The 24126-nt window shown below is 31.9% G+C and carries 13 protein-coding genes and 1 tRNA gene; 9 read left to right on the top strand and 5 right to left on the bottom strand.

Features of this window, described 5'->3' with window-relative positions; translation table 11 throughout:
- Positions 1-181 precede the first annotated feature (181 nt).
- Together Ollyesu_RS10325 and Ollyesu_RS10320 are read left to right on the top strand one after the other, a co-directional pair.
- Entirely contained in the window at positions 182-454 is a 273-nt protein-coding gene (locus Ollyesu_RS10325; RefSeq protein ID WP_013870774.1) for an HU family DNA-binding protein, read from the top strand.
- A 122-nt stretch (positions 455-576) separates the two neighbouring features.
- Positions 577-1137: a YqgE/AlgH family protein gene (locus Ollyesu_RS10320; RefSeq protein ID WP_279301138.1), complete on the top strand. Its 561-nt coding sequence runs from the start codon at positions 577-579 to the stop codon at positions 1135-1137.
- On the opposite strand, the gene Ollyesu_RS10315 is transcribed toward Ollyesu_RS10320, so the two are convergent.
- Both Ollyesu_RS10315 and Ollyesu_RS10310 read right to left on the bottom strand, forming a co-directional pair.
- Positions 1134-1976, bottom strand: coding sequence for an aminotransferase class IV (locus tag Ollyesu_RS10315; protein WP_279301137.1), 843 nt, complete (start codon positions 1974-1976; stop codon positions 1134-1136). The genes Ollyesu_RS10320 and Ollyesu_RS10315 overlap by 4 nt on opposite strands.
- Positions 1977-2028: 52 nt before the next feature.
- Positions 2029-2415: an START-like domain-containing protein gene (locus Ollyesu_RS10310; RefSeq protein WP_279301136.1), complete on the bottom strand. Its 387-nt coding sequence runs from the start codon at positions 2413-2415 to the stop codon at positions 2029-2031.
- Positions 2416-2556: 141 nt separating this feature from the next.
- On the opposite strand from Ollyesu_RS10310, the gene Ollyesu_RS10305 reads away from it, so the two are divergent.
- Positions 2557-2630: transfer RNA gene (locus tag Ollyesu_RS10305), tRNA-Met, on the top strand.
- A gap of 61 nt (positions 2631-2691) precedes the next feature.
- Here the strand turns inward: Ollyesu_RS10305 and Ollyesu_RS10300 are convergent.
- From Ollyesu_RS10300 to Ollyesu_RS10290, 3 genes are read right to left on the bottom strand one after another with little or no spacing between them, the layout of a single operon-like run.
- Positions 2692-5205, bottom strand: coding sequence for a TonB-dependent receptor plug domain-containing protein (locus Ollyesu_RS10300; protein WP_279301135.1), 2514 nt, complete (start codon positions 5203-5205; stop codon positions 2692-2694).
- A complete protein-coding gene (locus Ollyesu_RS10295) occupies positions 5189-6100 on the bottom strand; it encodes a FecR family protein (RefSeq protein WP_279301134.1) in 912 nt (303 codons plus the stop codon). Before Ollyesu_RS10295 ends, Ollyesu_RS10300 begins: the two co-directional genes overlap by 17 nt.
- A 46-nt stretch (positions 6101-6146) precedes the next feature.
- On the bottom strand, positions 6147-6671 hold the full coding sequence (locus Ollyesu_RS10290; RefSeq protein ID WP_279301133.1) for a sigma-70 family RNA polymerase sigma factor: 525 nt from the start codon (positions 6669-6671) through the stop codon (positions 6147-6149).
- 100 nt (positions 6672-6771) lie between these two features.
- On the opposite strand from Ollyesu_RS10290, the gene Ollyesu_RS10285 reads away from it, so the two are divergent.
- The 6 genes from Ollyesu_RS10285 to Ollyesu_RS10260 all read left to right on the top strand — a co-directional run bounded on the left by Ollyesu_RS10285 (position 6772) and on the right by Ollyesu_RS10260 (position 24055).
- A complete protein-coding gene (locus tag Ollyesu_RS10285; RefSeq protein ID WP_279301132.1) occupies positions 6772-6963 on the top strand; it encodes a hypothetical protein in 192 nt (63 codons plus the stop codon).
- A 71-nt stretch (positions 6964-7034) separates the two neighbouring features.
- Positions 7035-8816, top strand: a complete 1782-nt coding sequence (locus Ollyesu_RS10280) for a hypothetical protein (protein WP_279301131.1) — start codon at positions 7035-7037, stop codon at positions 8814-8816.
- Positions 8817-8845: 29 nt separating this feature from the next.
- On the top strand, positions 8846-9331 hold the full coding sequence (locus Ollyesu_RS10275; protein WP_279301130.1) for a hypothetical protein: 486 nt from the start codon (positions 8846-8848) through the stop codon (positions 9329-9331).
- A gap of 277 nt (positions 9332-9608) precedes the next feature.
- Entirely contained in the window at positions 9609-12983 is a 3375-nt protein-coding gene (locus Ollyesu_RS10270) for a M14 family zinc carboxypeptidase (protein WP_279301129.1), read from the top strand.
- Positions 12984-13162: 179 nt separating this feature from the next.
- Positions 13163-18448: a LamG-like jellyroll fold domain-containing protein gene (locus tag Ollyesu_RS10265; protein ID WP_279301128.1), complete on the top strand. Its 5286-nt coding sequence runs from the start codon at positions 13163-13165 to the stop codon at positions 18446-18448.
- 240 nt (positions 18449-18688) lie between these two features.
- A complete protein-coding gene (locus tag Ollyesu_RS10260; protein WP_279301127.1) occupies positions 18689-24055 on the top strand; it encodes a LamG-like jellyroll fold domain-containing protein in 5367 nt (1788 codons plus the stop codon).
- Positions 24056-24126: the final 71 nt, after the last annotated feature.

Here is a 24126-nt window from a genome sequence, read left to right as displayed (position 1 = left end):
GACTGATATTGGTATAATTTAGTGAAAAACACCATTCTTTATTAACAAATGCTATAAGTTATCAACAAAACAAGGGGTTTTCCTTGCTATTACTTGCGTAGTAGCATAATCCGTATAAATTTGTAAAGGATTTAACAAAAACTGTTAATCAACTTATTTATTAATAATTAAAATTAAAATTATGAACAAAACAGATTTAATCGATGCTATGGCAGAACACGCAGGAATTACTAAAGCAGCTTCAAAGAAAGCTTTAGAGTGTGCGTTAATCGAAATTGAAGGAGCTTTACAAAAAGGTGATAGAGTTTCTTTAGTAGGATTTGGTTCTTGGTCAGTATCTAAAAGAGCTGCAAGAGACGGAAGAAACCCACAGACAGGAAAGACTATCAAAATCAAAGCTAAAAACGTTGTTAAGTTTAAAGCTGGATCTGATTTAGCAAATGCTGTAAACTAGTATTTGTTTAAAATAACTTTAAAAAGCCTTCATTATTGAAGGCTTTTTTTTGTTATATATTAGCCTATATTATTGTGTATTCAATAAATATATGCTACATTTAGATAACAAATCCTTTTAAAATGACTACAACAAAACCAAAAAAAGGTGATTTATTAATAGCAGAACCTTCTATTATTGGAGATATGTCTTTTAATAGATCTATTGTACTGTTAACAGATTACAATAAAGAAGGTGCAATTGGTTTTATCTTAAATAAACCTTTAAATTATACTATTAGTGATTTAATCCCAGAATTAGACGCGTCTTTTAAAGTTTATAATGGTGGTCCTGTAGAACAGGATAATTTGTACTTTATACATAAACGTCCGGATTTAATTCCAAATAGTGTTGAAATTTCTTTAGGAATATTTTGGGGTGGTGATTTTACTGTGGTTGCAGAGTTAATAGCTGAACAGAAGTTAACAGCAAACGATATTAAATTCTTTTTGGGTTACTCTGGTTGGGAAAGCAACCAATTAGAAACCGAATTAAAATCCAATGCTTGGGTAGTGACCAAAAACAATTACAAAAAGGACATCATAGAAAAAAACTACGAATCCTTCTGGAAAGAAAAAATGGTAGAACTAGGTGGTGATTATTCTATTTGGTCCAACGCACCAGAAAATCCTAGCTATAATTAGCCTAATCTTACCTTTACATTTAGTTTTTGTAGTAACATCTTAGCTACGTCATTTTTAAATTCTTTTTTTCTGTACTTAGTTATAGGCTGAATGCCCTGTATAACATTAGTAATAAATAGTTCATCAGCCTTTTGGAGCTCAAAAGGAGATATAGAATCTTCCTCTATACTATAATCTGGTAGCAGATTAATTATGTCTATTAATTGTTTCCTTAAAACACCTTTTAAACAACCGTCTGATAAAGGGGGTGTTTTAATGACATGATCTTTTACTAAAAACAAGTTACCATTTAGCGCTTCTACTACACTTTTATTAGTATTTAATAACAAACCATTATCTAACTTGTTTTCTTTAGCATAAATACTTCCAATTACGTTAATTGCTTTATTATTAGTCTTAAGCGTAGATAATAAACTAGGGGCTAAATAATGATCTTTATATAAATCTACTTCATATTTTTCTTCATTTAAAAGATAAAAATCAGAATCAATTTTTTTACTACTTATAATAAAATTGACATCATTAGATTCTGGTAAATATAAGCCACCTGCTACTCTATCTATTTGAATTTTTACACGTGCTGACTGAGACAACAAACCATTAGCATCCAAAGTTTTTTTAATTTCTTCTTCAAAATACTCCATAGTAAACGTCATTGGTATTTCCATGCGCATAATACGCATAGATGCCATCAATCTAAAATAGTGGTCTTCAAAAAATAACAGCTTACCATGTACAGTTTTTATAGTCTCAAACAGTGCATCACCATAGGTGTAGCCACGATTATGATTAGACAGTATTGGTTTGTCTTCTTGAAGTATTCCGTTAAAATTTAGCATAAAAAAAGTCCTATTTTTCAATAGGACAAATATACTTTAATTGAGTGTATTTTTAAGCCGAACCTAAGACTTGTTTTAAATCTGATATCTGGTTGGTCCAAAGCATTTTAGCTTCATCAACCTCATCTTCTTCAGCAAAATCTGTAATCATAACAGAGACGTCTTTTGTTATTTCGTCTACTTGAATTCTAATTTCGAAATAATATGGCTCATCTTCATCCACTAACCACTTAAATTTTACGCGTTCTCCAGATTTTTTGGTAATTAATTTGGCTTGCTCTTCTGATCCATCCCAAATAAATTTAAATACCTCTCCTCTAGAGTTTACATTATCTGCAAACCATTCTGATAGTCCGGATGGTGTTGATATATATTGATATAGTAATGATGGTGAAGCATGTACAACAAACTCCATCTCGTACTTAATTTTATCTTCCATGTAATTGTAGTCTTGTAATTTTATGTTGTCCAATATATACATTAATTAATAAGTTTAGAAATACTTTTAAATAAAAATTTAAATTCACTTTTATGTTTGTATGCAATAAATATGTTTTTATATTTGCACTCTCAAAATTATGGCGAGGTAGCTCAGTTGGTTAGAGCGTCGGATTCATAACCCGGAGGTCACGAGTTCAAATCTCGTTCTCGCTACAAACTAAAAACGGTTTAGAATGTTCTAAACCGTTTTTTTATATGGTATTTTAAAAAACTTTTAGAAATACAATTTAAAAGTAGCATTTGGTGTTAATCCTAACGACCGTTGAATAGATTGGTTTAATTCATTATTAACAATTCTAAAAAATGTATTGACTTGGTTTTCTCTGTCTAATACATTCCAAACAGAAACACCAGCTTTAGCTTTAATTTTATTAGAAATCATAAAATCATACTGAACAGAAGCATCTACTCTTACATAATCATTAAGCCTTTCAGCATTAGTCTTGCCAAAAATTATAGTTTGTTCATCAATTGGATTATTCTCCTCTGGATTAGTTATTGGTTTTCCTGTATGCCAATTTACTCCTATTGAAGATTTGAAGTTATTATTAGAATAAGATAAACCTAAGTTTATAGCATGTGTAATATCAAAATTACTTGGAAAAGTGTCATCTTCTAAATCTTTAAACTCATATTGATTATTCATAAAAGAGTAACTGAGCCAAGTATTGAAATACCTAAATTGTTTCCTTAAAAGGAAATCAGCTCCTTTAACATTATAACTTCCTTGAGACTTTACAAACTCATATTGATTTTGAAATCCTTGACTTTGTGATGTGATTCCATCTACATTTTTGTAGTAACCATCTAAGCTAACTAACCAACCCTGAGTATTATAATTAATACCTAATGAGAGTTGTTTACTTGTAATTATTGGAATATCGTTGTTGTTAGATAATTGCCATCTACGTTTTTCAATACCTAAAAAATCGTTTTGAAAGTTTATTATTTGTGATGTGTTTTGATGCTTAAATTCACCTAAAACCTCTACAGTAAAATAGTCTAAAAAACGTTGACTAAAATTAAGTCGTGGTTCCCAAATCTGCTTATTAAACTTATCAAGATAGTTATACCTTACACCCAGATTAAGATTTGAATTCTTGTTTAATGATGTATAATTTATTTGAGCAAATGCACCATGAGTACGTAACACTTCAGAAATTAATATTCTAAATACTGGTGTATCTACATCATCTAGATTAGTGATTTTAGTTTCAACAAAATGATATCCTCCAGACAGTCTAATACTTTCATTTAAATTATAATCTGTAAGCAGTTTTAAGCTTGTTTCAGACACTATATTTTCTTGTAAAAAGCGTTGAGACTCTAAAACATTTGCGTTTACAGATTTAAGCTTATAGTCCGTTTCGTAAACTTCAAAAGTAGATTTAACTTTAGTGTTCCAGATACGTTTATAATGAAACCCTCCAGCTATACTATTTTGATTTAATTGACTTCTTCTAGATTGCTGAACATTGTTAAGCACTGCAGTTTCATCAAATTGTAATTTGTTAGACACTGTTATAAAATTTAGTCTAATTTCATCTTTGTCACTTATTTTATATAACCAACGTAAAGATGTATCATAAAAATCAAATGTTTTATCAGAATTAAATGTGTTTTCTATATTATTGTCCACTTCGGTATTCTGAGAAATTCTATCAAAATAATTATTATAAGTGGGCGTATTAAACAAATCACTAACCGATCTTCTACCGGCAATTTGAACAGATCCCTTTTTACCAGTTGGCACATCCATAAACACATTAACATCTGTTAAATTAACTCCAACATTTGCTTTAAATAGAGCATTAGTATTTTTATTAGTTTGCATATTAATTGTCCCAGAAACACCATCTGTATAACTGACATCACTTCCATTTTTTATAAGCGAAACTTCTTGTGTGATTTGAGGATTAAACATAGAGATTAAACCAAAAAAATGACCTGATTGATACATTTTAATATTATCCCAAAGAATTAAGTTTTGGTCATGTGTACCACCTCTAATATTTAAATTAGAAACGGTTTCATCTATACTTTGTATACCAGGAAATGACTGTACGACTTGTAATACATCATTTTCTATCAATCCAGGAAGAATATCAAAATTTTTAAAATCTACCTTAAAAGAACCATTATTAAGTTTGTTAATTCCCTTAGTTATATAATTTGAAATTAATATTTCTGATAATGACTGGAAATCTGGTAACATAAAAACTGAACCACAATCTGAGGTTAAAAACTGGTTGTAGCTTCTATTTATAGTTTTGTAGCCTAAATATCTAATGGTAATCAACTCTGAAGGCTGACTGATTTTTATCTGAAAATATCCATTTTCATCAGTTATTGTAGCTTTTTTAAGTCCTTGGACGGTTGCAGATACTAAAGGTTGAAGGTTGTCTTTATCTTTTAGATAACCACAAAGAAAAAATTCGCCTTTAGGCTTAACTAAAACAAAACTAGAATTATTTAATGTGAATTTTAAAGGTGTGTTTTTTTCTAAATACACCAGAGCTTGTTTTAATGTATTGCTTGTAGGAGGTGGTTTTAAAGTAATAGATTTAATAACATCTTCAGCATAATTAAATTGTACATTATGCTTCGTTTTTAAGTTTTCAATAATAGAAATTAAAGACTCTTCTTTTTCTGTGTCCTGAGCAACAACGCTAGGTACACATAAAAAAAACAGACTGATAAAAACAAAACTTCTAGTTATTTTGCCCATTAATAATGACTTGATTTGATGATGTTAACTCAAAAGTCAAATTCATTGGTTGTGTAATAGATATTAGAGCATTCTCGATATTATTGTGTGTAAAACCTCCTGTAAATAACCTATCGCTATTTGTATTAACTATTGTAACTTTTATATTGTATTGCCTTTCTAGTTCTGCAAACACTTCTTTAATTGGTATGGCATTAAAAACACTTGTATTTTTGGTCCATTCAGACATTGTCTGTAGTGTTTTATTTTCAGTAAATTTTCCACCTAATAATCGATACGTATCACCAGCCAATAGCTGTCTAATAATGGTATCTGACTTAACTTTAACAACACCTTCATAACATTGTACTTCAAAGTAATTGTCGCGTTGCTTTACATTAAACTGTGTCCCAACTACTGTTACTTTTCCTTGGGTTGTAATGACATCAAATGTTTTACCCTTTGCAACTTTAAAATAGGCTTCTCCATCAAGTTTTAATGTTCTATTATTATCCCAATCCTTTTTGTTATATTCTATGGTTGACAATGCATTTAAAACCACTTCAGATTGATCAGGTAGTTCTATAGTTGTTTTTTGACTGGCTAATGTGTTAATTTTTGTATTATTAAAAGAGAAAACAGTAAAGTATACACCTAAAGCAATCACTATTACACTAGCTATTTTAAGCATTGGAGATAACCATTGTAACCTTTTAACAGGTGTGTCTTGCGCCTGATAATTTGCTTTAAAAGTTTCAAAATCATTTATATTGGTAAAGGTCGATGCTTTAAACATCTTGGCTGTTTCTATAATCTCTTTATTAAAGGCATAGTCATCTAATTGCTTGAAAGCTTTTTCTTCAGCTTCTGTCAAGTCATTATTCAACCATTTTTTTATAAGTAATTCTTTATCCATTTATATCCTCTTTATTATATAACAACTTAGTTTATAAAATTCCTGACTATTTTATTTTAAAACCTTCTAATTCTGTTTTAAGTATCTTAAAAGCACTGTAAATTCTATACTCTACAACTTTAGTGGTAACACTTAAAAGCTCAGCAATCTCATTGTGTTTTTTACCTTCTACTTTATTTAACAAAAAAGCAACACGATATTCTTCTTTTAAATTAGAAAGTACTTGATTATAACGTTCTAAAAATTGTTCTTTTTCTAGTATAAATTCTGGAGACTCGTTAGTATAATGCTTGTGATTTAATTGTTGATGCTTTAGCACTACTTTTTGATGTTTAACCTCATTAAGCATCATATTATTTGCTATAGTAAATAAAAAAGACTTGGCTTTGCTTAAAGGTACTTTTTTACAATTATTCCATAGTTTGATAAACGCATCTTGCGCTATGTCTTTTGGGTTAAATTGCTCGCCATATTTATAATACATAAAGTCTTGCAAGTCCTTTGCGCATTTATTATAAATACCTTTAAAGACTAGTTCTTCACAAATATTGTTGCTAAGCTCTTTTTCCAAAACCCAATGTTTTATTGATTAAAGTTATATAAAAAAATTAAATAAATTTTTCAGGAGTTTTAAAAGTTAAGTTGTTGTATTAATAAAAGCACTTTAAAAAATGAATACAACTAATTTAAATAAAGCACAATTAGACCAACTTGTATTTAATCTTAAAGAATATGAGATTGATCAATGCAGATTAAAAGTAATTAATTTAACTAATAGCTTAAAAGAACATCCAAATCAAAAAATAACAACAATAAGATTAAAAAGTATTTTAGAACGATTGAATTATTTATTAACCTCTTAAAATATTTTTCAGGAATTTTAAAGCTAAAGTTGTTATATAATAAAGACCATTAAATATTAAAAAATAAAGTTATGAAATCAACACACAAACTATTTACCGCAATAAGTCTATTTGCATTAATACTACTAAACTCCTGTCGAACAGAAGACATGGAAATAATTAATCCACCAGAAGAGGACACGCTAGTGGCTAACTCTGCAGTTGCTAATCTTATGCAACGTGCAGCCAGTAATGATGGTTCAAACGATAATATTATAGACAATGCTAATTGTTTTAATATTCAATTACCTGTTACAGTTTTTGTCAATGGATTAGAAATTATAGTCAATTCTGAATCAGATTTTGATACCATTGAAGACATCTTTGACGAATTAGATGATGATGATGACTCTATTTCTATCCAGTTTCCTATTACAATAATTTTGGCAGATTACACTGAAGTTGTAATTAGTAGTAGCTCAGAATTTGATACTTTTTCTGACGATTGTAATGGTGAAAACGAATACGATGATGATATTGAATGTATCGATTTTCAATACCCAATAACAGCTTCAATCTTTAATTCTAATAACGAATTAATAGAGACAATAACCATTAATGATGATAGTCAACTATATAATTTTATAGATAATATAGATGAAAACGATATTATTAATATCCAATTTCCTATAACTGTTATACTGTCTGATGATACAACTTTAGTTGTCAATAATCTAAACGAATTAGAAACTACAATTAACAATTTTGAAGATGATTGTGATGAAGATGATGATTACGATTATAACGATGATGATTGTAATAGCTGTACAGATACCCAACTGACTAGCATCCTAACAGATTGCCAGAATTGGATAGTTGATGATTTGGAGCGTAATGATAATGATTTAGAAGATAATTATGTTGGTTACCAATTTAATTTCACTTCTGATGGTACCATTAGTGTTATTTCTGGTAATGATAACTTTTCTGGGACTTGGTCTGCAACAGGTACAGGTAATGCAATAACGGTAACTATTGATATTCCTGGATTATCAGATTTTAACGATACTTGGAATCTTCATGAAATTGAACAAGAACCAGGTGAAACAAAAATAGAATTAAGATTAGGAGATGATGAATTGGAATTTGAAAGTGATTGTTCTTCTGGAGGAAACACAGTTGACGATACTGCTTTAGTTGCTTCATTAACAACAGGAGATTGGTATGTCACTTATTATTTCGATGATACAGACGAAACTTCAAATTATAGTGATTATGTTTTCAATTTTGCTTCAGATGGAACAGCTACAGCCACTAACACAAGTGGTAGTTCTAATGGAAGTTGGTTTACTTCTTCAGGAGATGAAACAGAATTAGAATTAAACTTAAATTTTGGCACAACAATACCACTTGACGAATTAGCTGATGATTGGGATGTATTGCAAGTAACCAATGATATTATTAGTCTAAAAGATATTAGTGGTGATGGCTCTTCTGAGTACTTGACTTTTGAAAGAACTCCAACAAGTACAGGTGGTACTAACTTGACAAACATATTAACAGACGGATTGTGGTTTGTAGCTTCTTATATTGAAGATACTGATGACCAAACCATAGATTATAACGGTTATCAATTAGATTTTAATGCAAACGGAACTGTTATAGCAACTAACGGTAGCAACCCTAATAACGGGACATGGGCTGTTCAAAGCTCTGGAAACGTTTTAGTCTTAGATTTTGGTACAAACCTACCTTTTACCGAGCTAAATGATGAGGATTGGGATGTCCTTTCTGTATCTGAAACAGAAGTCATCGTGCAAGATGTAAGTGGCGGAAATGGCGGAACAGACACATTAACTTTACAAAAACAATAACTAATTAATTAATTCAAATACTTAAAATTATGAAAAAATCATTTTATTTCGGAATGCTAGTTATGCTAAGCTTCTCTTTGATGTCTACTACGTGTTCTAACGATGATGACGATGCTAGTCCAAACGACAACAGTCAACAAATAGCACAAATACAAAGCACAGCAACTAGTGGTCTTTGGATAATTACTAGCTATGTAGATTCTGGTCAAGATGAAACCAATGACTTTAGTGGCTATCAATTTACTTTTGGATCTGATGGAATACTAACTGCAGATAATAGTTCAAATATTGTTACAGGAACTTGGTCTGTTACAGATGATAGCAATAGTAACGATGATAGTGGCAGCAGTAGCGATATTGATTTTAATATTTTCTTTTCTGTACCTGACACAAGTGTGTTTGAAGATTTAAACGATGATTGGGATATTGTTAGTCATACAGATACAACTATTAGCTTAATTGATATTAGTGGTGGTAATGGCGGAACAGATACTTTATTATTTGAAAAAAATTAAAAAATGAAAAAGAAAAATTAATCCTTCCCTTAACAAGGATTATTATTTGTCCCTAATTTGATTAATAGCAAAATACTCTAACCAATGAGGTTAGAGTATTTTATTTTAAATACACTTTATCGATAAAAAATGTATTTCGTAGTTAATTGATTTTCAATTATTTAAAAAATATAATTACACTTTATCGTATTTTTTTGCTTTTTAAAGATGTTTTTTGAATTATTTTATATAGTTTAGCAGTCTAATTAAATACTTAGATACCTCAAATCTAAATAACATGAAAAAAATTACTTTATTAATTGTTATTGCATTGACATGCACTTTTTCTTTCTCTCAAGAAAAGTTTTCAAAAATTAAAATCAATAATCCTGATGATGCTACAATGCGTACATTAGCAGAAGAAGGGATAGATTTAACTTGTGGAGCTGGACATGACCATGACCATCTAACTTTAGAATTAGCCGATACAGAAATTGATGTTTTAAGAAACAATAATATATCTTACGAGGTTATTATTGATGACTTAACTAAATTTTATGCAGAAAGAGCTAGAAAAGATAGTCAAGTAAAAACATCAAAGCAGCAATCTAGTCAAGTCAACAACACACAAAGCCAAGCTAGAGCTTCAGTTTCTAGTATAATTCAAGATAATATAATTCAATATACAGGTTGTGACGAAATTAATTGGGTACAACCAACTAATTTCCATTTAGGTACAATGGGTAATTGTTTAACAGTTAGTGATATGCTAATGGAATTAGATGAAATGTATAACTACTCTCAAACTAATGGTTTAGATATTGTCTCTCAAAAAGCTGATGCCTCTTCAACCAATCAAACTACTTGGGGTAATCCAGCAAATACTATAACAAATAATGGATTAACATATACAGGTCAAGGTACTTCAAGATGGGATCCTCAAACAATTCATTATATTAGAATAACAGGTAATCAAAGTACATCACCTGAAAATACTAAGCCACAAATACTATTTACTTCTATGATACACTCAAGAGAAGTAAGTGCTTTAATGAATAACATATACTTTATGTGGTATCTAATTGAAAATTATGATACTAACGATGCCATTAAAGAATTAGTAGATAATAACGAATTGTATTTTGTACCTGTTGTAAATCCTGATGGATTACGTTGGAATCAACATTTAAGTCCTGGTGGAGGCGGAATGCAACGTAAAAATTTAAGACCTAATACAGGAAGTACTTCTAATAGTACTGCGTTAAGAGGAGTGGATTTAAATAGAAACTTTGATTATTTCTGGAATTATAATAACATTGGATCTAATGGAAATCCATCAAATAACACCTATAGAGGTCCTTCTCCAGCTTCAGAACCTGAAACACAAATCATGGTTGATTTTATTACCAATCGAAATTTCAAAACAGGTGTTTGGAATCACTCTTACGCTAATTCTATACCACATCCATATGGTGGTGTACCTACTTTAAATTCTGGAAGAGAAGACGAGTTTCATAGATGGCATGAAGAAATGTCAAGATATAATAGATACTTATATGGTGCAACCATTTTTTATGAATCAAATGGATTACCTGACGATTGGATGTTAGGTGGTAATCCTGATAATAACGGATCAACTGGATCTGGACAGGCTATTTTAGCTACAACTCCAGAACACGGAGTATCTAGTGCTGGTTTTTGGCCAAGTAATGCTAATGTATATTTAAATGCAGAAAACTCAATGCGTATCTCTTTAGCTACTGCTTATTATGGTGGTAAATATGCTAAACTACACGACTTAACACAAAGTAATATCAATGGATCTACCGCAAATTTAGATTTTGGTATTGAGCGTATTGGACAAACAGGAAGTGATTTTACAGTTACTGTAACTCCAATATCATCTAATATTACAGGAGTTACCCAAGCGGGAACTGAAACAGGTATGTCTGCTTTAGAGCAAAGAACAGTTACTGCTCAATTGCAATTAGCTAGTGGAATTCCAGCAAACGAAAAGATTGAATACAATGTAAAGCTATCTAATGATAATGGAGTAATTTATGAGGCAAATTTTGAAAAATACTACAACCCTACTCTAATGTTTGATCATAACCCAGATATTAATGGTATTTCTGGTTGGACACAATCTGGTGGTTGGAACAATACATCTGTAGATGCTTATTCTGGGACCAATGCCTTAAGAACTGGTAACACAGTACCATATGCTTCAAATTCGACAAAAACATTAACGACGTCTAATAGTTATGACTTTACAAATTCTGACGAAGTAATTATTCAATTTTATACTAAATGGGATTTAGAAAGAAATTATGATTATGTAGAAGTGTTAGCCTCTAAAGACGGTTCGACATGGTTACCTTTATGTGGTAAGTATACTAAGCCAGAAGCGACTAGTAGTACTACAAATCATGACAATAAAAGCAGTGGTTCATCCTTTCAATCTGGTAGTTCTGGTCAAATCTATGATGGAGATAGAATGGATAATTGGGTTATGGAAGAGTTTGTTATCAACGCAGGCATAAACTCGACATTTTTACAGCCAGACGCAACTAATGTACAGTTTAGATTCAACTTTAGATCTGATGCTAGTAACGTATCAGAAAACTACACAACAACATCTGATGGATTTTTTATAGATGATTTTAAAATTATTAGTTTACAAATCCCTTGCGTTGCTACTGTACCAAATAATATAACTGTTGGATCTATTGGTTCTTCTCAAGCTACAGTAACTTGGGATGCTATTCCATCTGCAACTTATGATTTAAGATATAGAGAAACTGGTACAAGTACTTGGATTATGACGCCAGATTTAACAACTGCAAGTTTTACGATAACTAATTTAATGCCTCAAACCAATTATGATGTGCAAGTTAGATCTAAATGTGATTCGTCTTCATCTGCATACAGTGCAACAGTTAATTTTATGACTAGCCAAGTGACATACTGTGCGTCTCAAGGAACAAATATAAATGATGAATATATTGGTCGTGTACAGTTAAACGACCTAGACAATAATACAACCTCTAGTACGACATCTGGTTACTCAGACTTTACTTCAATGGTAGTAGATTTAACAAAAAATACCACACCAACAATTACCGTTACTAAAATCTGGACAACAACACAATATAATGAAGGTGTTGCAGTATGGATTGACTTTAATCAAGATGGAGATTTTGAAGATACAGGTGAAGATGTTTTATCAAGTAATCCAAGCCAAAATGTAGCAAGCGGAAATATTACTATCCCATTAGGTGCACCAACTGGTTTAACCAGAATGAGAGTATCTATGAAGTATAATGCTATTCCAACAAGTTGTGAAACGTTTACTTATGGAGAAGTGGAAGACTACACAGTAAATATTAAAGAACAGACCTTAAGTATTGAAGATAATACGTTAGAAAACTTAAACATCTACCCTAACCCATTTAAGGAAACTATTAGTATTAAATTACCAAATCAAATTTCAAGTTATAATATTGAATTATTTGATATTAGTGGTCGAGTGATTTATAACTCTACGAAGAAAAACGTATCAACCAATACCATTAACATTACCAATTTAGGAGATTTATCTAATGGAACTTACTTATTAAAAATAACTGATTTAAATAACAATAAATCGATTATCAAAAAGCTAATTAAGTAAAAACATCGACGAACTGCATAATAAAAAGCCATAACACAATAGTTATGGTTTTTTTATTTAATTGATAATCAATAAGTTATATTTATATATTGCATTTCATCGAATATATTTGCATTTAATAGACAAATTGAACTATATTTGACCCAAATAATTAGTCCCAACTAATAACTTAACCGATTATGAAGAATTTTTACTCTTTAACATTAATTGTGCTTGCCCTATTTTTTTCAAGTACAATTCAATCTATTTCTCAAACAACTGTAGCATCCTACAATTTCTCCTCTGGCTTACAAGGTTGGATAGGAGGATCTAATGGAGGCCTAAACAATAATGTTAACTATAAATGTTCTGATACAAAAAGTATATTTGTTAAGGATGATCAAAGTAGTAGTAATATAGAATCTCCAAGTTTAGATATTTCAACGTATGGCTCTGTAGATATTTCATTTTGTCATAAGTCCAATGGTGTTGATAATGGTGAAGGATTTGATTTACAATATTACAATGGGTCTTCTTGGACTACTCTTGAAACTTACAGAAGAGGAACAGAATTTTCCAATACAGGATCAGGTACGACAAATAATTTTTCATTCACCTTAAGTTCAGGAAGTTATACTTTCGCTTCAAATGCTAAATTTAGATTTCTTGGAAAAGCAAGTAGTTCTTCTGAATATAATTATTTTGACGACGTTTTAATTGAAGGATATCCACCTACATTTTCTAACGTCATAGTATCTGTTGATTGGCCTTTATACGCTTATGAAAATTCTGTATTTATTTATGCGCCAGATGGTACATTAATAGACTCTATTGTTGGAACAGGAAGTAGTTATACCGAAACTAGAAGCTTAGGCTGTTTAGAAGACTTAAATAGCTATTATTTTATAATGTATGACTCTTATGGAGATGGTTGGAATGGAACTGATAACATCACTATAACTTCATCAGGAGCAACGGTAGTCAATCAAAACGGAAATAGTGCTACATGGTCTGGTACAACAGTTTTCTTTAATGTATCTGGTGGTATTTGTGGTGGAGAGATGGATGTTAACAGTAGTGGTACAGATATAGTTGATGGTAGTACGACACCATCTACTACAAACAATACAGATTTTGGTTTAGTAGATTTAGGATCTACTGTTACTAGAACATATACTATAGAAAATACTGGAGGAGCAACTTTAAATTTAACAGCGCCTTTAAGTCCTTATATAACTATTAGCGGAGTAAACGCTTTGGATTTTTCAATATCTACAGCACCATCAAATGCTATTGCTGCTGGAAGTAGCACAACTTTTAATATTGACTTTTCACCATTAGCAGTTGGTGTTAGAACTGCAACTATAACTATAGCTAATGACGATGCTGATGAGAACCCATATAACTTTACCATTCAAGGTACAGGAGTTACACCTTTAACGGAAGGTCCAGGTGGTGTTGTAGCCAATTTAAAAGTATGGCTAAAAGGTACTGATGGACTTTCTTATACAGATGGTCAAAGTATTAGTATGTGGAGTGACCAAGGTAGAGGTGCTAATGCAACAGTAAATACAGCTGGTCAAGAACCTACTTTTTACGATAATACAACACAAAATATAAACTTTAATCCCGTAGTTGCATTTGATAATACTCCAAATTCGCCTTACGAAACAGATCCTACGGTTACACCACAACAATATTTAGAAGGGGCTTCAGGATTTTATACGCAAGAAATTTTTATTGTAGCTATTCCAGAAGAAACTGTTAATAGTTCTTACGGAGCAATGGATATGTTTTGTGGTGATGCTGACAATACACTAGATACAGATAAAGATGTAAGTGGTCTTGGATGGGGAGGATTTACAGATAGACTAGATGACGAAATTATTACATTCGCTGTAAGCGGAACACCAGACCCTAACCCTGTTGATATATCTCTAAGAGGATATGGTAAAGCTCATGTTAGCACAACAGATAGCTACTCTAACGCTGGAATAATAAATGCTAGAAATAACTCTACTTCAGCACCAACAGCACAAGACCTATACTATAATGGTGTGGATATTGGTAATGGTGAATCTGGATTACCACAATTTGCCAATGTAAACGATTCAAGATTTTGGATTGGAAGAAGTCAAGCATATAGAGGAAGTTTCAATGGAAGAATTGCTGAAATTGTAACCTTTTCAAATACTTTAAATGATACAGATTTAACAGACCAAAGAAACAGAGTGCAATCTTACTTAGCTGTTAAATACGGTATCACATTAGGTGCTAATGGTACATCTCAAGATTATGTTGATAGTGATGGTAATATCATTTGGGATCAATCAGAAAATACAGGTTACAACTATGATATAGCTGGAATTGGACGTGATGATGTTGCTAATTTAAACCAGAAACAATCTAGTAGCATAAACAATGCTACTGACGGAACAGGTTTAATTGAAGGTATTTTAACTATAGGATTAACAGATATTTACTCAACAAATAATTTAAATAAAACCAATAACTCAAACACGTTAGACGATAAGTCATACTTAATGTGGGGAAATAACAATGCAAACTTAGATGCTGCTCCTAATACAATTGCTGTAGATATGAGTGCTGGTATTTCTGGATTATCAACTCCAGTTAGTTTTTTGGGTATGCAACGTATCTGGAAAGTTGTTGAAAACGGTAGTGATATTGACGAAGTAAAAATATCAATACCTCAAAATGCTATTAGAAATATAAGTCCTCCAGGAAGTTACTATATGTTTATATCGGACGCTCCAGTTTTTGATCCAACTGCAGACTATCGAGTAATGACTCAAAATGGTTCTAACCTTGAAACGACTTACGATTTTGATGGCACTAAATATATCACATTTGGTTATGCTCCTCAAATTATAGTTGAACGTTCAGTATATTTTGATGGTACAGGAGATTATATAGATATGGATGACACTTTTGATTTAAACACTGGGTCATTTACAATATCAGCATGGATAAACAGAACCGCTTCTTCAGCCAATAGCTCTATAGTTTCCAAAAGAGATGTAACTTTTACCGAAGGATATGATTTTAAAATTAATGCGTTAGGAAGATTAGAATTCTCTGTTAAAAACGGAGTGCTAACAGAAACCGTTACATCTAATACAACTATTCCTGTTGGAAAATGGCACCAAGTAGCAGTAATATATGATGGCGGAACAGCTAGTATATACATAGATGGTGTTTTTGATAATGATGCATCTGTTACAGCACCAAGTAATACAGATCAATCTTTCTTTGTAGCTGCAGCTGGAAAAACAATTCCAGGAGCATTCTTTCAAGGAAATATTGACGAGATTAGAATTTGGAGTACTGCTTTAGAAGAAAATCAACTACACTTTTTAATGAATCAAGAACTTGAGGAAAATGCAAACTTTGTTAATGGTAAAGTAATGCCGACTACAATCACTAAAAATGATGCTGCAACAATCCCTTGGTCAAATTTAGAAGGCTATTATCCAATGTCGATATATACTTACACTAATACTAATGATGAGTCGGATAATAATCGTCAAGGTGCGTTAAGAAATTTAAATACAGTAGACTATCAAACTGCTCCATTACCATATAAGAGTAATGCAAATGGAGACTGGGACACTAATACTTCATGGATTAATGGAAATGTTCAAAACATTCCTGGAGCAACTTCTGTAGTAGATAATACCAAAACAGTAAATTGGAATATTGTTGAAACAAGCCACAACATAACTATGGATAACGGTAGTTTGCCAACAGCTAGTAATGGTAATAGAACAGTATTAAGCTTAGACGTAAAAAATAATACATTATCTGTAACAGGTGATAACAGCACAGATACTGGAAACGGTCTAACAGTATCACATTACTTAAAATTAGACGGTAAAATAGATTTACAAGGTGAGTCGCAATTAGTTCAAACAGAAGATAGTGATTTTGATACTACAAGTTCTGGAACATTAGAGCGCGACCAGCAAGGAACAAGAGATGTATTTACTTATAATTACTGGTCATCACCAGTAGGAGTTAGTAACACAACAACAAATAATAATTCATATACATTACCTCAAGTTTTTAAAGATGGTACAGACCCAAATAATCCAGTAAACATCAACTTTATAACTAATGGTTATAATGGTACTACTGGAACACCTATAGGTATTGCTGATTATTGGATATGGAAATATTCGAACCAATCTGGAGATTATGCAGACTGGCAACATGTAAGAAGCACAGGAACATTACAAGCAGGTGAAGGATACACAATGAAAGGTGTAACTAATACTAGTGGTAATGTGACCTTAGAACAAAACTATGTTTTTGAAGGAAAACCAAATAACGGAGAGATTACACTTCCAATAACTGCAGGTAATGAATATTTAGTTGGTAATCCTTATGCGTCAGCTATAGATGCAGATAAATTTATCATGGATAATGCACCAACAATCGAAGGTCCTGGTAGCACGACTGGTACACTTTACTTCTGGGAACATTGGGGAGGAGGCTCTCACAATTTAGGAGATTATCAAGGTGGATATGCAACATATAACTTATCTGGAGCAACTCCTGCAGCAAGTTATGGTACTAATGATCCGTTGGTAGCAACTGGCGGAACACCAGTTAAACTTCCTGGACGTTATATTCCTGTATCTCAAGGTTTCTTTGTTAAAAGTGAAAATACTGGAAATATTAGATTTAATAACACACAACGTGTATTTGAAAAAGAAGGTGCATCTTCTGTTTTTGTTAAAGCGTCTGCACAAGCAGCTTCAAACAACACTTATAATGCTGACAACAGATTAAAAATCAGATTAGGATTTAATTCTGTTAACAGTTTACATAGACAACTATTAGTCACTGAAGATACTAACGCAACTCCTGGATATGATTGGGGTTATGATGGTGTTAATAACGAAACACAAATGGATGATATCTATTGGATGGTTGACAATGACAAATACATTATACAAGGAACTAATGATATTAGTGCAACTACTATTCTACCGTTAGGTTTACATGTAGATAATAATGGTATTAACACCTTCACCATTGATGCTTTAGAAAATGTACCTACCGATTTAGAAATTTATATCTATGATGCTGTGACAGATACATATCATGATATTAGACAAAGTGACTTTTCTATTAATTTGAATGCTGGAGAATACTTAGATCGCTTTGAATTAAGATTTAGTCAATCGGGAGTATTATCTACAGATGACTTTGAATTTGAAACAGCAATCAATTTTTATTACTCTAATGATAATAATACAATAGTTATTAATAATCCTAAATTAGAAAATATAACCAAAGTGACACTTTATAATTTATTAGGACAAGAGATTATAACTTTTGATGAATTTGAAACTTTGGAGTTAATTGAATTAAAAACAAACCCACTAAGTACAAGTACTTATATTTTAGAAATTAAGACCGAAGAAGGTAAACTATCTAAAAAAGTTTTAGTTGAATAAAATGACCCCAAATCTACTTTATTCTTAACTAGATAAAAAACCCGAAACAATTGTTTCGGGTTTTTTTGTGATTACAAGCAAAACACTTTTAAACCATATAAAATGTATTTCAACGATTATTTATTAATAAAATATAAACTTTGATGTATTTCATCGAAAATATTTGTATTTAAACTAATAAAAGAATAGTTTTAAAGTAGAATTAATATTAGTCCCCAAACTAAACAAAAATTCCTGCTTATGAAAACTTTTACCCTTAAAGCATTAATAGCAAATCTATTACACAAAAAAACATTGGTAATTTTAATGTTTTTTACCGTTACAATATCAATCGCTCAAACCTCAGCGGTTCAAGTTTCTGTTAATTGGCCAAATTGGTCATCAGAAAATAGAGTAGAAATTTACAACCCTAGCGGAACATTATTAGCGACCATTGATAATGGATACAATGGAGCATCTAATAACTCTTATGCAACAACATTAGATTTAAGTTGTATTCCAGATGGTAATAATTATTACGCTGTATTGTATGACACCTACAACGATGGTTGGAATGGTGCTGCATCAAATATTACCATTACTTCTAGTGGAAGTACCGTTTTAACTAATTCTGGAAACAGTGCTAGTTCAACAGGTGTAACATTATACTTTAATGTCTCTGGTGGATGTTCTGGAACCTGCTCGTCTACAGTTAGTAGTTTTCCATACAACGAAGGTTTTGAATCTGGACTTGGAGCTTGGACACAAGATACTACAGACAATTTTGATTGGACAAGAAACTCTAATGGTACTCCATCTAACAACACTGGTCCATCTACTGCAAATGGTGGAAACTGGTATATATTTACTGAAGCTAGTAGTAATTACAACAATACTTCCAATTTAGTAAGTCCTTGTTTTGATCTTACTGGAGCGACTTCTGCAGTATTCTCATTTTATTACCATATGTATGGTGCAGATATGGGAACTTTAAATGTAGACTTAAGTACAAATAATGGTTTGACATTTCCAATTAATTTATGGTCTCAAGTTGGCCAAGTACAAACTAATAATGGTAGTATATGGTCATTAGTGACATTAGACTTAAGCGCTTATTTAGGTCAAACCATAAATATAAGATTTTCAGGTACTACTGGAGGTTATTACAGAAGTGATATGGCTATTGATGACATCTCTCTTACTGCAGCTACTACTGCACAACCAGAAATCAACATAACAGGAAATGGCACTACAATAATCAGTGGAGACGCTACACCAAATGTAAGCGATGACACCGATTTTGGCTCTATAAATGTATCTTCAGGAAATAATACTAATACATTTACTATTCATAATGCAGGCACACTACCTTTAAACTTAACTGGTAGTTCACCTTATGTAACTATTACAGGTGCTAACGCATCAGACTTTACGTTATCAAGCTCTCCTTCTACTCCAATTTTAGCTGGAAATAATACTACTTTTAATATCACTTTTGACCCTTCTTCAAATGGATTAAGATCTGCTATTGTAACCATAGCTAATGACGATTCTAATGAGAACCCATATACATTTTACATCCAAGGTTACGGAATTACTCCTTTAACAGAAGGTCCTGGTGGTGTTACAGCTAATCTAGAGACTTGGTTAAAGGCTAACGATGGTGCTGGAATAAGTGATAACCAACCGTTAACTACATGGTATGATCAAGCAAAAACTAATCATGCCACAGTAAATATGGCTGGACAAGAACCAACGTATAGAGATAATCCTAATTACAATGTAAACTTTAATCCTGTTATCGATTTTGATAGTTCTTACAATTTAGCTCCAGTAGATGGAGACTTTTCTTATGACGATACTAATGGAGACTTTTTACAAGGTAGCTCTGGGTTTTACACACAAGATATGTTTGCTGTGATTTTACCTGATACAAATATTAATACGTCGTTTGGAAATATGGATATCTTCTGTGGAGATGAAGATATCACAACAGACACTGAAGATGTTTCTGGTTTCGGTTATGGACGCTATTCTGCTAGATTTACCAATGAAGTTTACGCCTATTGTGTTGGACCAACTACAAACTCAGCACCTTACACTGGATACGGTGTTGCCGATAATAACACAACAACCAGTTACGACAATGTCGGTATTTTAAACGCTAGAAATAATACTAGCTTAACACAACAAGAATTATTTTACAATGCTAATAATGTTGAAACTGTACAAAATGACGTTGCAGATTTCTCTAACGTAAACAATTCGCGTTACTGGATTGGACGAAGTGAAGGCTATGAAGCATCTATGAATGCAAGAGTTGTTGAGGTGATTTCTTTTTCGTCTCGTAAAAATGATGCAAACCTTACGGACGAGCGTAATAAAATTCAATCTTACTTAGCTATAAAATACGGTATCACATTAGGCGTTAATGGTATTTCTCAAGATTACGTTGCATCAGATGGCACTGTTATATGGGATACATCAGCTAACGCTGGATATAACTATGATATCGCTGGAATTGGTAGAGATGACAATTCAGATTTAATTCAAAAACAATCTAAAAGTGTTAATAACTCTAGTATTGTAGCGATGTCTTTAACTAATACTGAATTAACAAATAACCTAAACTCTAGTACATTTAATACTAGTAACGAATTTTTAGTTTGGGGTAACGATGGGCAAAACACCAATACTTCTGGAGTATCAATTACAGTAAATTTAGGTCCTGCTACTATAACAACCGTTACAGATGTTATGAACAGAAAGTGGAAAATTGTTGAAACTGCTGGAGATGATGTAGGAAAAGTTGAAGTTTCAGTTTTTGAAACAGATTTAGCTGGATTACCACCTTTAACAGGAAATGACGTCTACGTTATGTTGGTTGCTGATGATGCTGGATTTACAACAAACCTTCAAACTGTATTTTTAGACCCAAGTACATTTAACGGACTTGCCACTAGAGAAGGAACTTATGATTTTGACGGAACCAAATATTTTACATTTGGAGTTGCACACGAAGAAGTAAGATCTAGACACTTAGGATTTGATGGGATAGATAACTTTACACTTATTGGAGATAAGGTAGATTTAGCAGGAGATTTTACTGCTTCTGCTTGGGTAAAACCAGACGGGTCTAACGCTTTAGCTTCAGATAAAATAATTGTTGCTAAAAACAATGGTGTTGAAGGATATAAGTTCTTTTTAACAGATAACAATGTTGTAAGTTTCTCTATAGGAAATTTAGCTACTGACAGAATTGATTCTAATACTACATTACCTAACAATGTATGGCATCATGTAGCAGTAATCTACCATAGTAATGTTGCTAGATTATATATAGACGGTGTACTAGATACAAGTAAAACCATTGTAAACCCAACACCCAATGGAGCTGAATTTGCAATAGGTGCCATATATATTGATAAACTTAATGTACAAGATTACTTTAAAGGGGACATAGACGAAATTAGAATTTGGGACGAAGCTTTAACACTTCCTCAATTACGTTATGTCATGAATCAAGAGTTAGAAAAAGCTGGCGCTGTAGTTAATGGTGCTATTGTACCAAATACAATTACCAAAAATGAAATTAATACAGTAGGCTGGACCAATTTAAAAGCATACTACAACATGAATTCATATATAGGAACACACCTAAATGATGTTTCTGGTAACGGTAATAGAGGAAGCTTAACAGATCCTGATAAATTTACATTAGAGTATCAATCGTCTCCATTACCATATAATTCGACAAATAACGGAAGTTGGGATAATAACAACTCATGGGAAAATGGATCAGAATTATACATACCTGGTTCGCCATCTATTGTAGATTCTGATACCACAATAGATTGGAATATAGTAAAAACTAACCATGATATCACTTTAGAAAATTCTGCTTTACCATCTGTAAATAATCAAAATAGAACTGTTTTAGGATTATTTGTAGAAAGTAATCAAATAACAGCAAATGGTGATACAGCATCTAATACTGGTAATGGATTAACTATAACCCACTATTTAAAATTAGATGGTAAAATAGACCTTGAAGGCGAGTCACAATTAATTCAAACTCAAGATAGTGAATTGGATATTACAAGTGCTGGAACTTTAGAGCGTGACCAACAAGGAACACAAGATTTATATACCTATAATTATTGGTCTTCACCTGTTGGAGTAAGTAATACGACTAGTAATAATAATAGTTATACTTTACCATCAGTTTACAAAGACGGAACAAATAGTGCTGCACCAGTTAACATCAACTTTTTAACTAGTGGTTATGATGGTACATCTGGAACACCAATCGGGATTGCAGATTACTGGATTTGGAAATATGCAAATCAATCTGGAGCATACTCAGACTGGCAACATGTACGTAGTACTGGGTCTTTATCTGCTGGAGAAGGATTTACCATGAAAGGTGTTGCAAACACTAATGGAAATGTTACTTTAGAACAAAATTATGTATTAGAAGGAAAACCAAATAATGGTGAAATTACTTTACCAATTACCGCTGGAAACGAGTATTTAGTAGGTAATCCTTATGCGTCAGCTATTGATGCTCACCAATTTATTATGGATAATGCTCCAACAATTGAAGGAGCAGGTAGCACAACTGGTACACTATACTTCTGGGAACATTGGGGAGGAGGTTCTCACAACCTAGCAGATTACCAAGGTGGTTATGCTACTTATAATTTATCTGGAGCAACTCCTGCTGCAAGTTACGGTACCAATGACCCAATGGTAGCAACTGGTGGAACACCATCTAAATTACCAGGTCGTTATATTCCTGTTGCTCAAGGATTCTTTGTAAAAAGTGAAAATACAGGAACAGTTAAATTTAGCAATAGCCAACGTGTCTTTGAAAAAGAAGGAAGTGCTTCTGTTTTTGTGAGACAATCTGCTGAAAACACTACTGCTCAAAATTATAATTCTGATGATAGATTAAAAATCAGATTAGGTCTTAATTCGGTTAACGGAATTCACAGACAGTTATTAGTTACTCAAGATCAAAACGCAAAATCAGGTTATGATTGGGGCTATGATGGAGAATTAACCGAGTCTCAAATAGATGACATGTATTGGATTATTGATAATAACAACTATATTATCCAAGGTACAGATGTCATTGATGTTAATACGGTATTACCTATTGGATTAAAAACAGATACAGCTGGAAACAACACTATTACTATTGATGCATTAGAAAATGTTCCTGCAGACCTAGATATCTATGTACATGACATTTTAAATGGTACATACCACGACCTAAGACAAACTGACTATGTTGTTAATTTGGGAGCTGGCGAGCATCTAAATAGATTTGAAATCGTATTTGATACACCAGAAGCTCTAAGTATTGAAGATGACGTTTTAGAGTCCGATATTAACATCTACTACTCTAATAGCTTACAAAGTATTGTGGTGAACAACCCAAAACTAAATAACATAAAATCGGTTAATCTATACTCAATTTTAGGTCAACATATAACTAATTTTTCTGAAGTAGACACTCAAGACTACATTGAGTTAAATACAGGAAAATTAAGTACAGGAAGTTATATCATTACGTTATTAACTAATGAAGGTGAAATCTCAAAGAAAGTTTTAGTTGAGTAAGTGAATGCCCCAAATAAATTCACATTTCACTAAAAAAGCCGAAACGCAAGTTTCGGCTTTTTAAATATTAT

The organism is Olleya sp. YS, assembly GCF_029760915.1.
In the GTDB taxonomy this organism is placed as follows: Bacteria; Bacteroidota; Bacteroidia; order Flavobacteriales; family Flavobacteriaceae; genus Olleya.
The sequence above is the reverse complement of the archived record's forward strand: the minus strand, read 5'-3'. Positions and strand labels throughout refer to the sequence as shown.

Excerpts from the sequence above, each read along its gene's own strand:
- Ollyesu_RS10325 (WP_013870774.1), top strand. The coding sequence starts at position 182 with ATGAACAAAACAGATTTAATCGATGCTATGGCAGAACACGCAGGAATT.
- Ollyesu_RS10320 (WP_279301138.1), top strand. The coding sequence starts at position 577 with ATGACTACAACAAAACCAAAAAAAGGTGATTTATTAATAGCAGAACCT.
- Ollyesu_RS10315 (WP_279301137.1), bottom strand. The coding sequence starts at position 1,976 with ATGCTAAATTTTAACGGAATACTTCAAGAAGACAAACCAATACTGTCT.
- Ollyesu_RS10310 (WP_279301136.1), bottom strand. The coding sequence starts at position 2,415 with ATGGAAGATAAAATTAAGTACGAGATGGAGTTTGTTGTACATGCTTCA.
- Ollyesu_RS10300 (WP_279301135.1), bottom strand. The coding sequence starts at position 5,205 with ATGGGCAAAATAACTAGAAGTTTTGTTTTTATCAGTCTGTTTTTTTTA.
- Ollyesu_RS10295 (WP_279301134.1), bottom strand. The coding sequence starts at position 6,100 with ATGGATAAAGAATTACTTATAAAAAAATGGTTGAATAATGACTTGACA.
- Ollyesu_RS10285 (WP_279301132.1), top strand. The coding sequence starts at position 6,772 with ATGAATACAACTAATTTAAATAAAGCACAATTAGACCAACTTGTATTT.
- Ollyesu_RS10280 (WP_279301131.1), top strand. The coding sequence starts at position 7,035 with ATGAAATCAACACACAAACTATTTACCGCAATAAGTCTATTTGCATTA.
- Ollyesu_RS10275 (WP_279301130.1), top strand. The coding sequence starts at position 8,846 with ATGAAAAAATCATTTTATTTCGGAATGCTAGTTATGCTAAGCTTCTCT.
- Ollyesu_RS10270 (WP_279301129.1), top strand. The coding sequence starts at position 9,609 with ATGAAAAAAATTACTTTATTAATTGTTATTGCATTGACATGCACTTTT.
- Ollyesu_RS10265 (WP_279301128.1), top strand. The coding sequence starts at position 13,163 with ATGAAGAATTTTTACTCTTTAACATTAATTGTGCTTGCCCTATTTTTT.
- Ollyesu_RS10260 (WP_279301127.1), top strand. The coding sequence starts at position 18,689 with ATGAAAACTTTTACCCTTAAAGCATTAATAGCAAATCTATTACACAAA.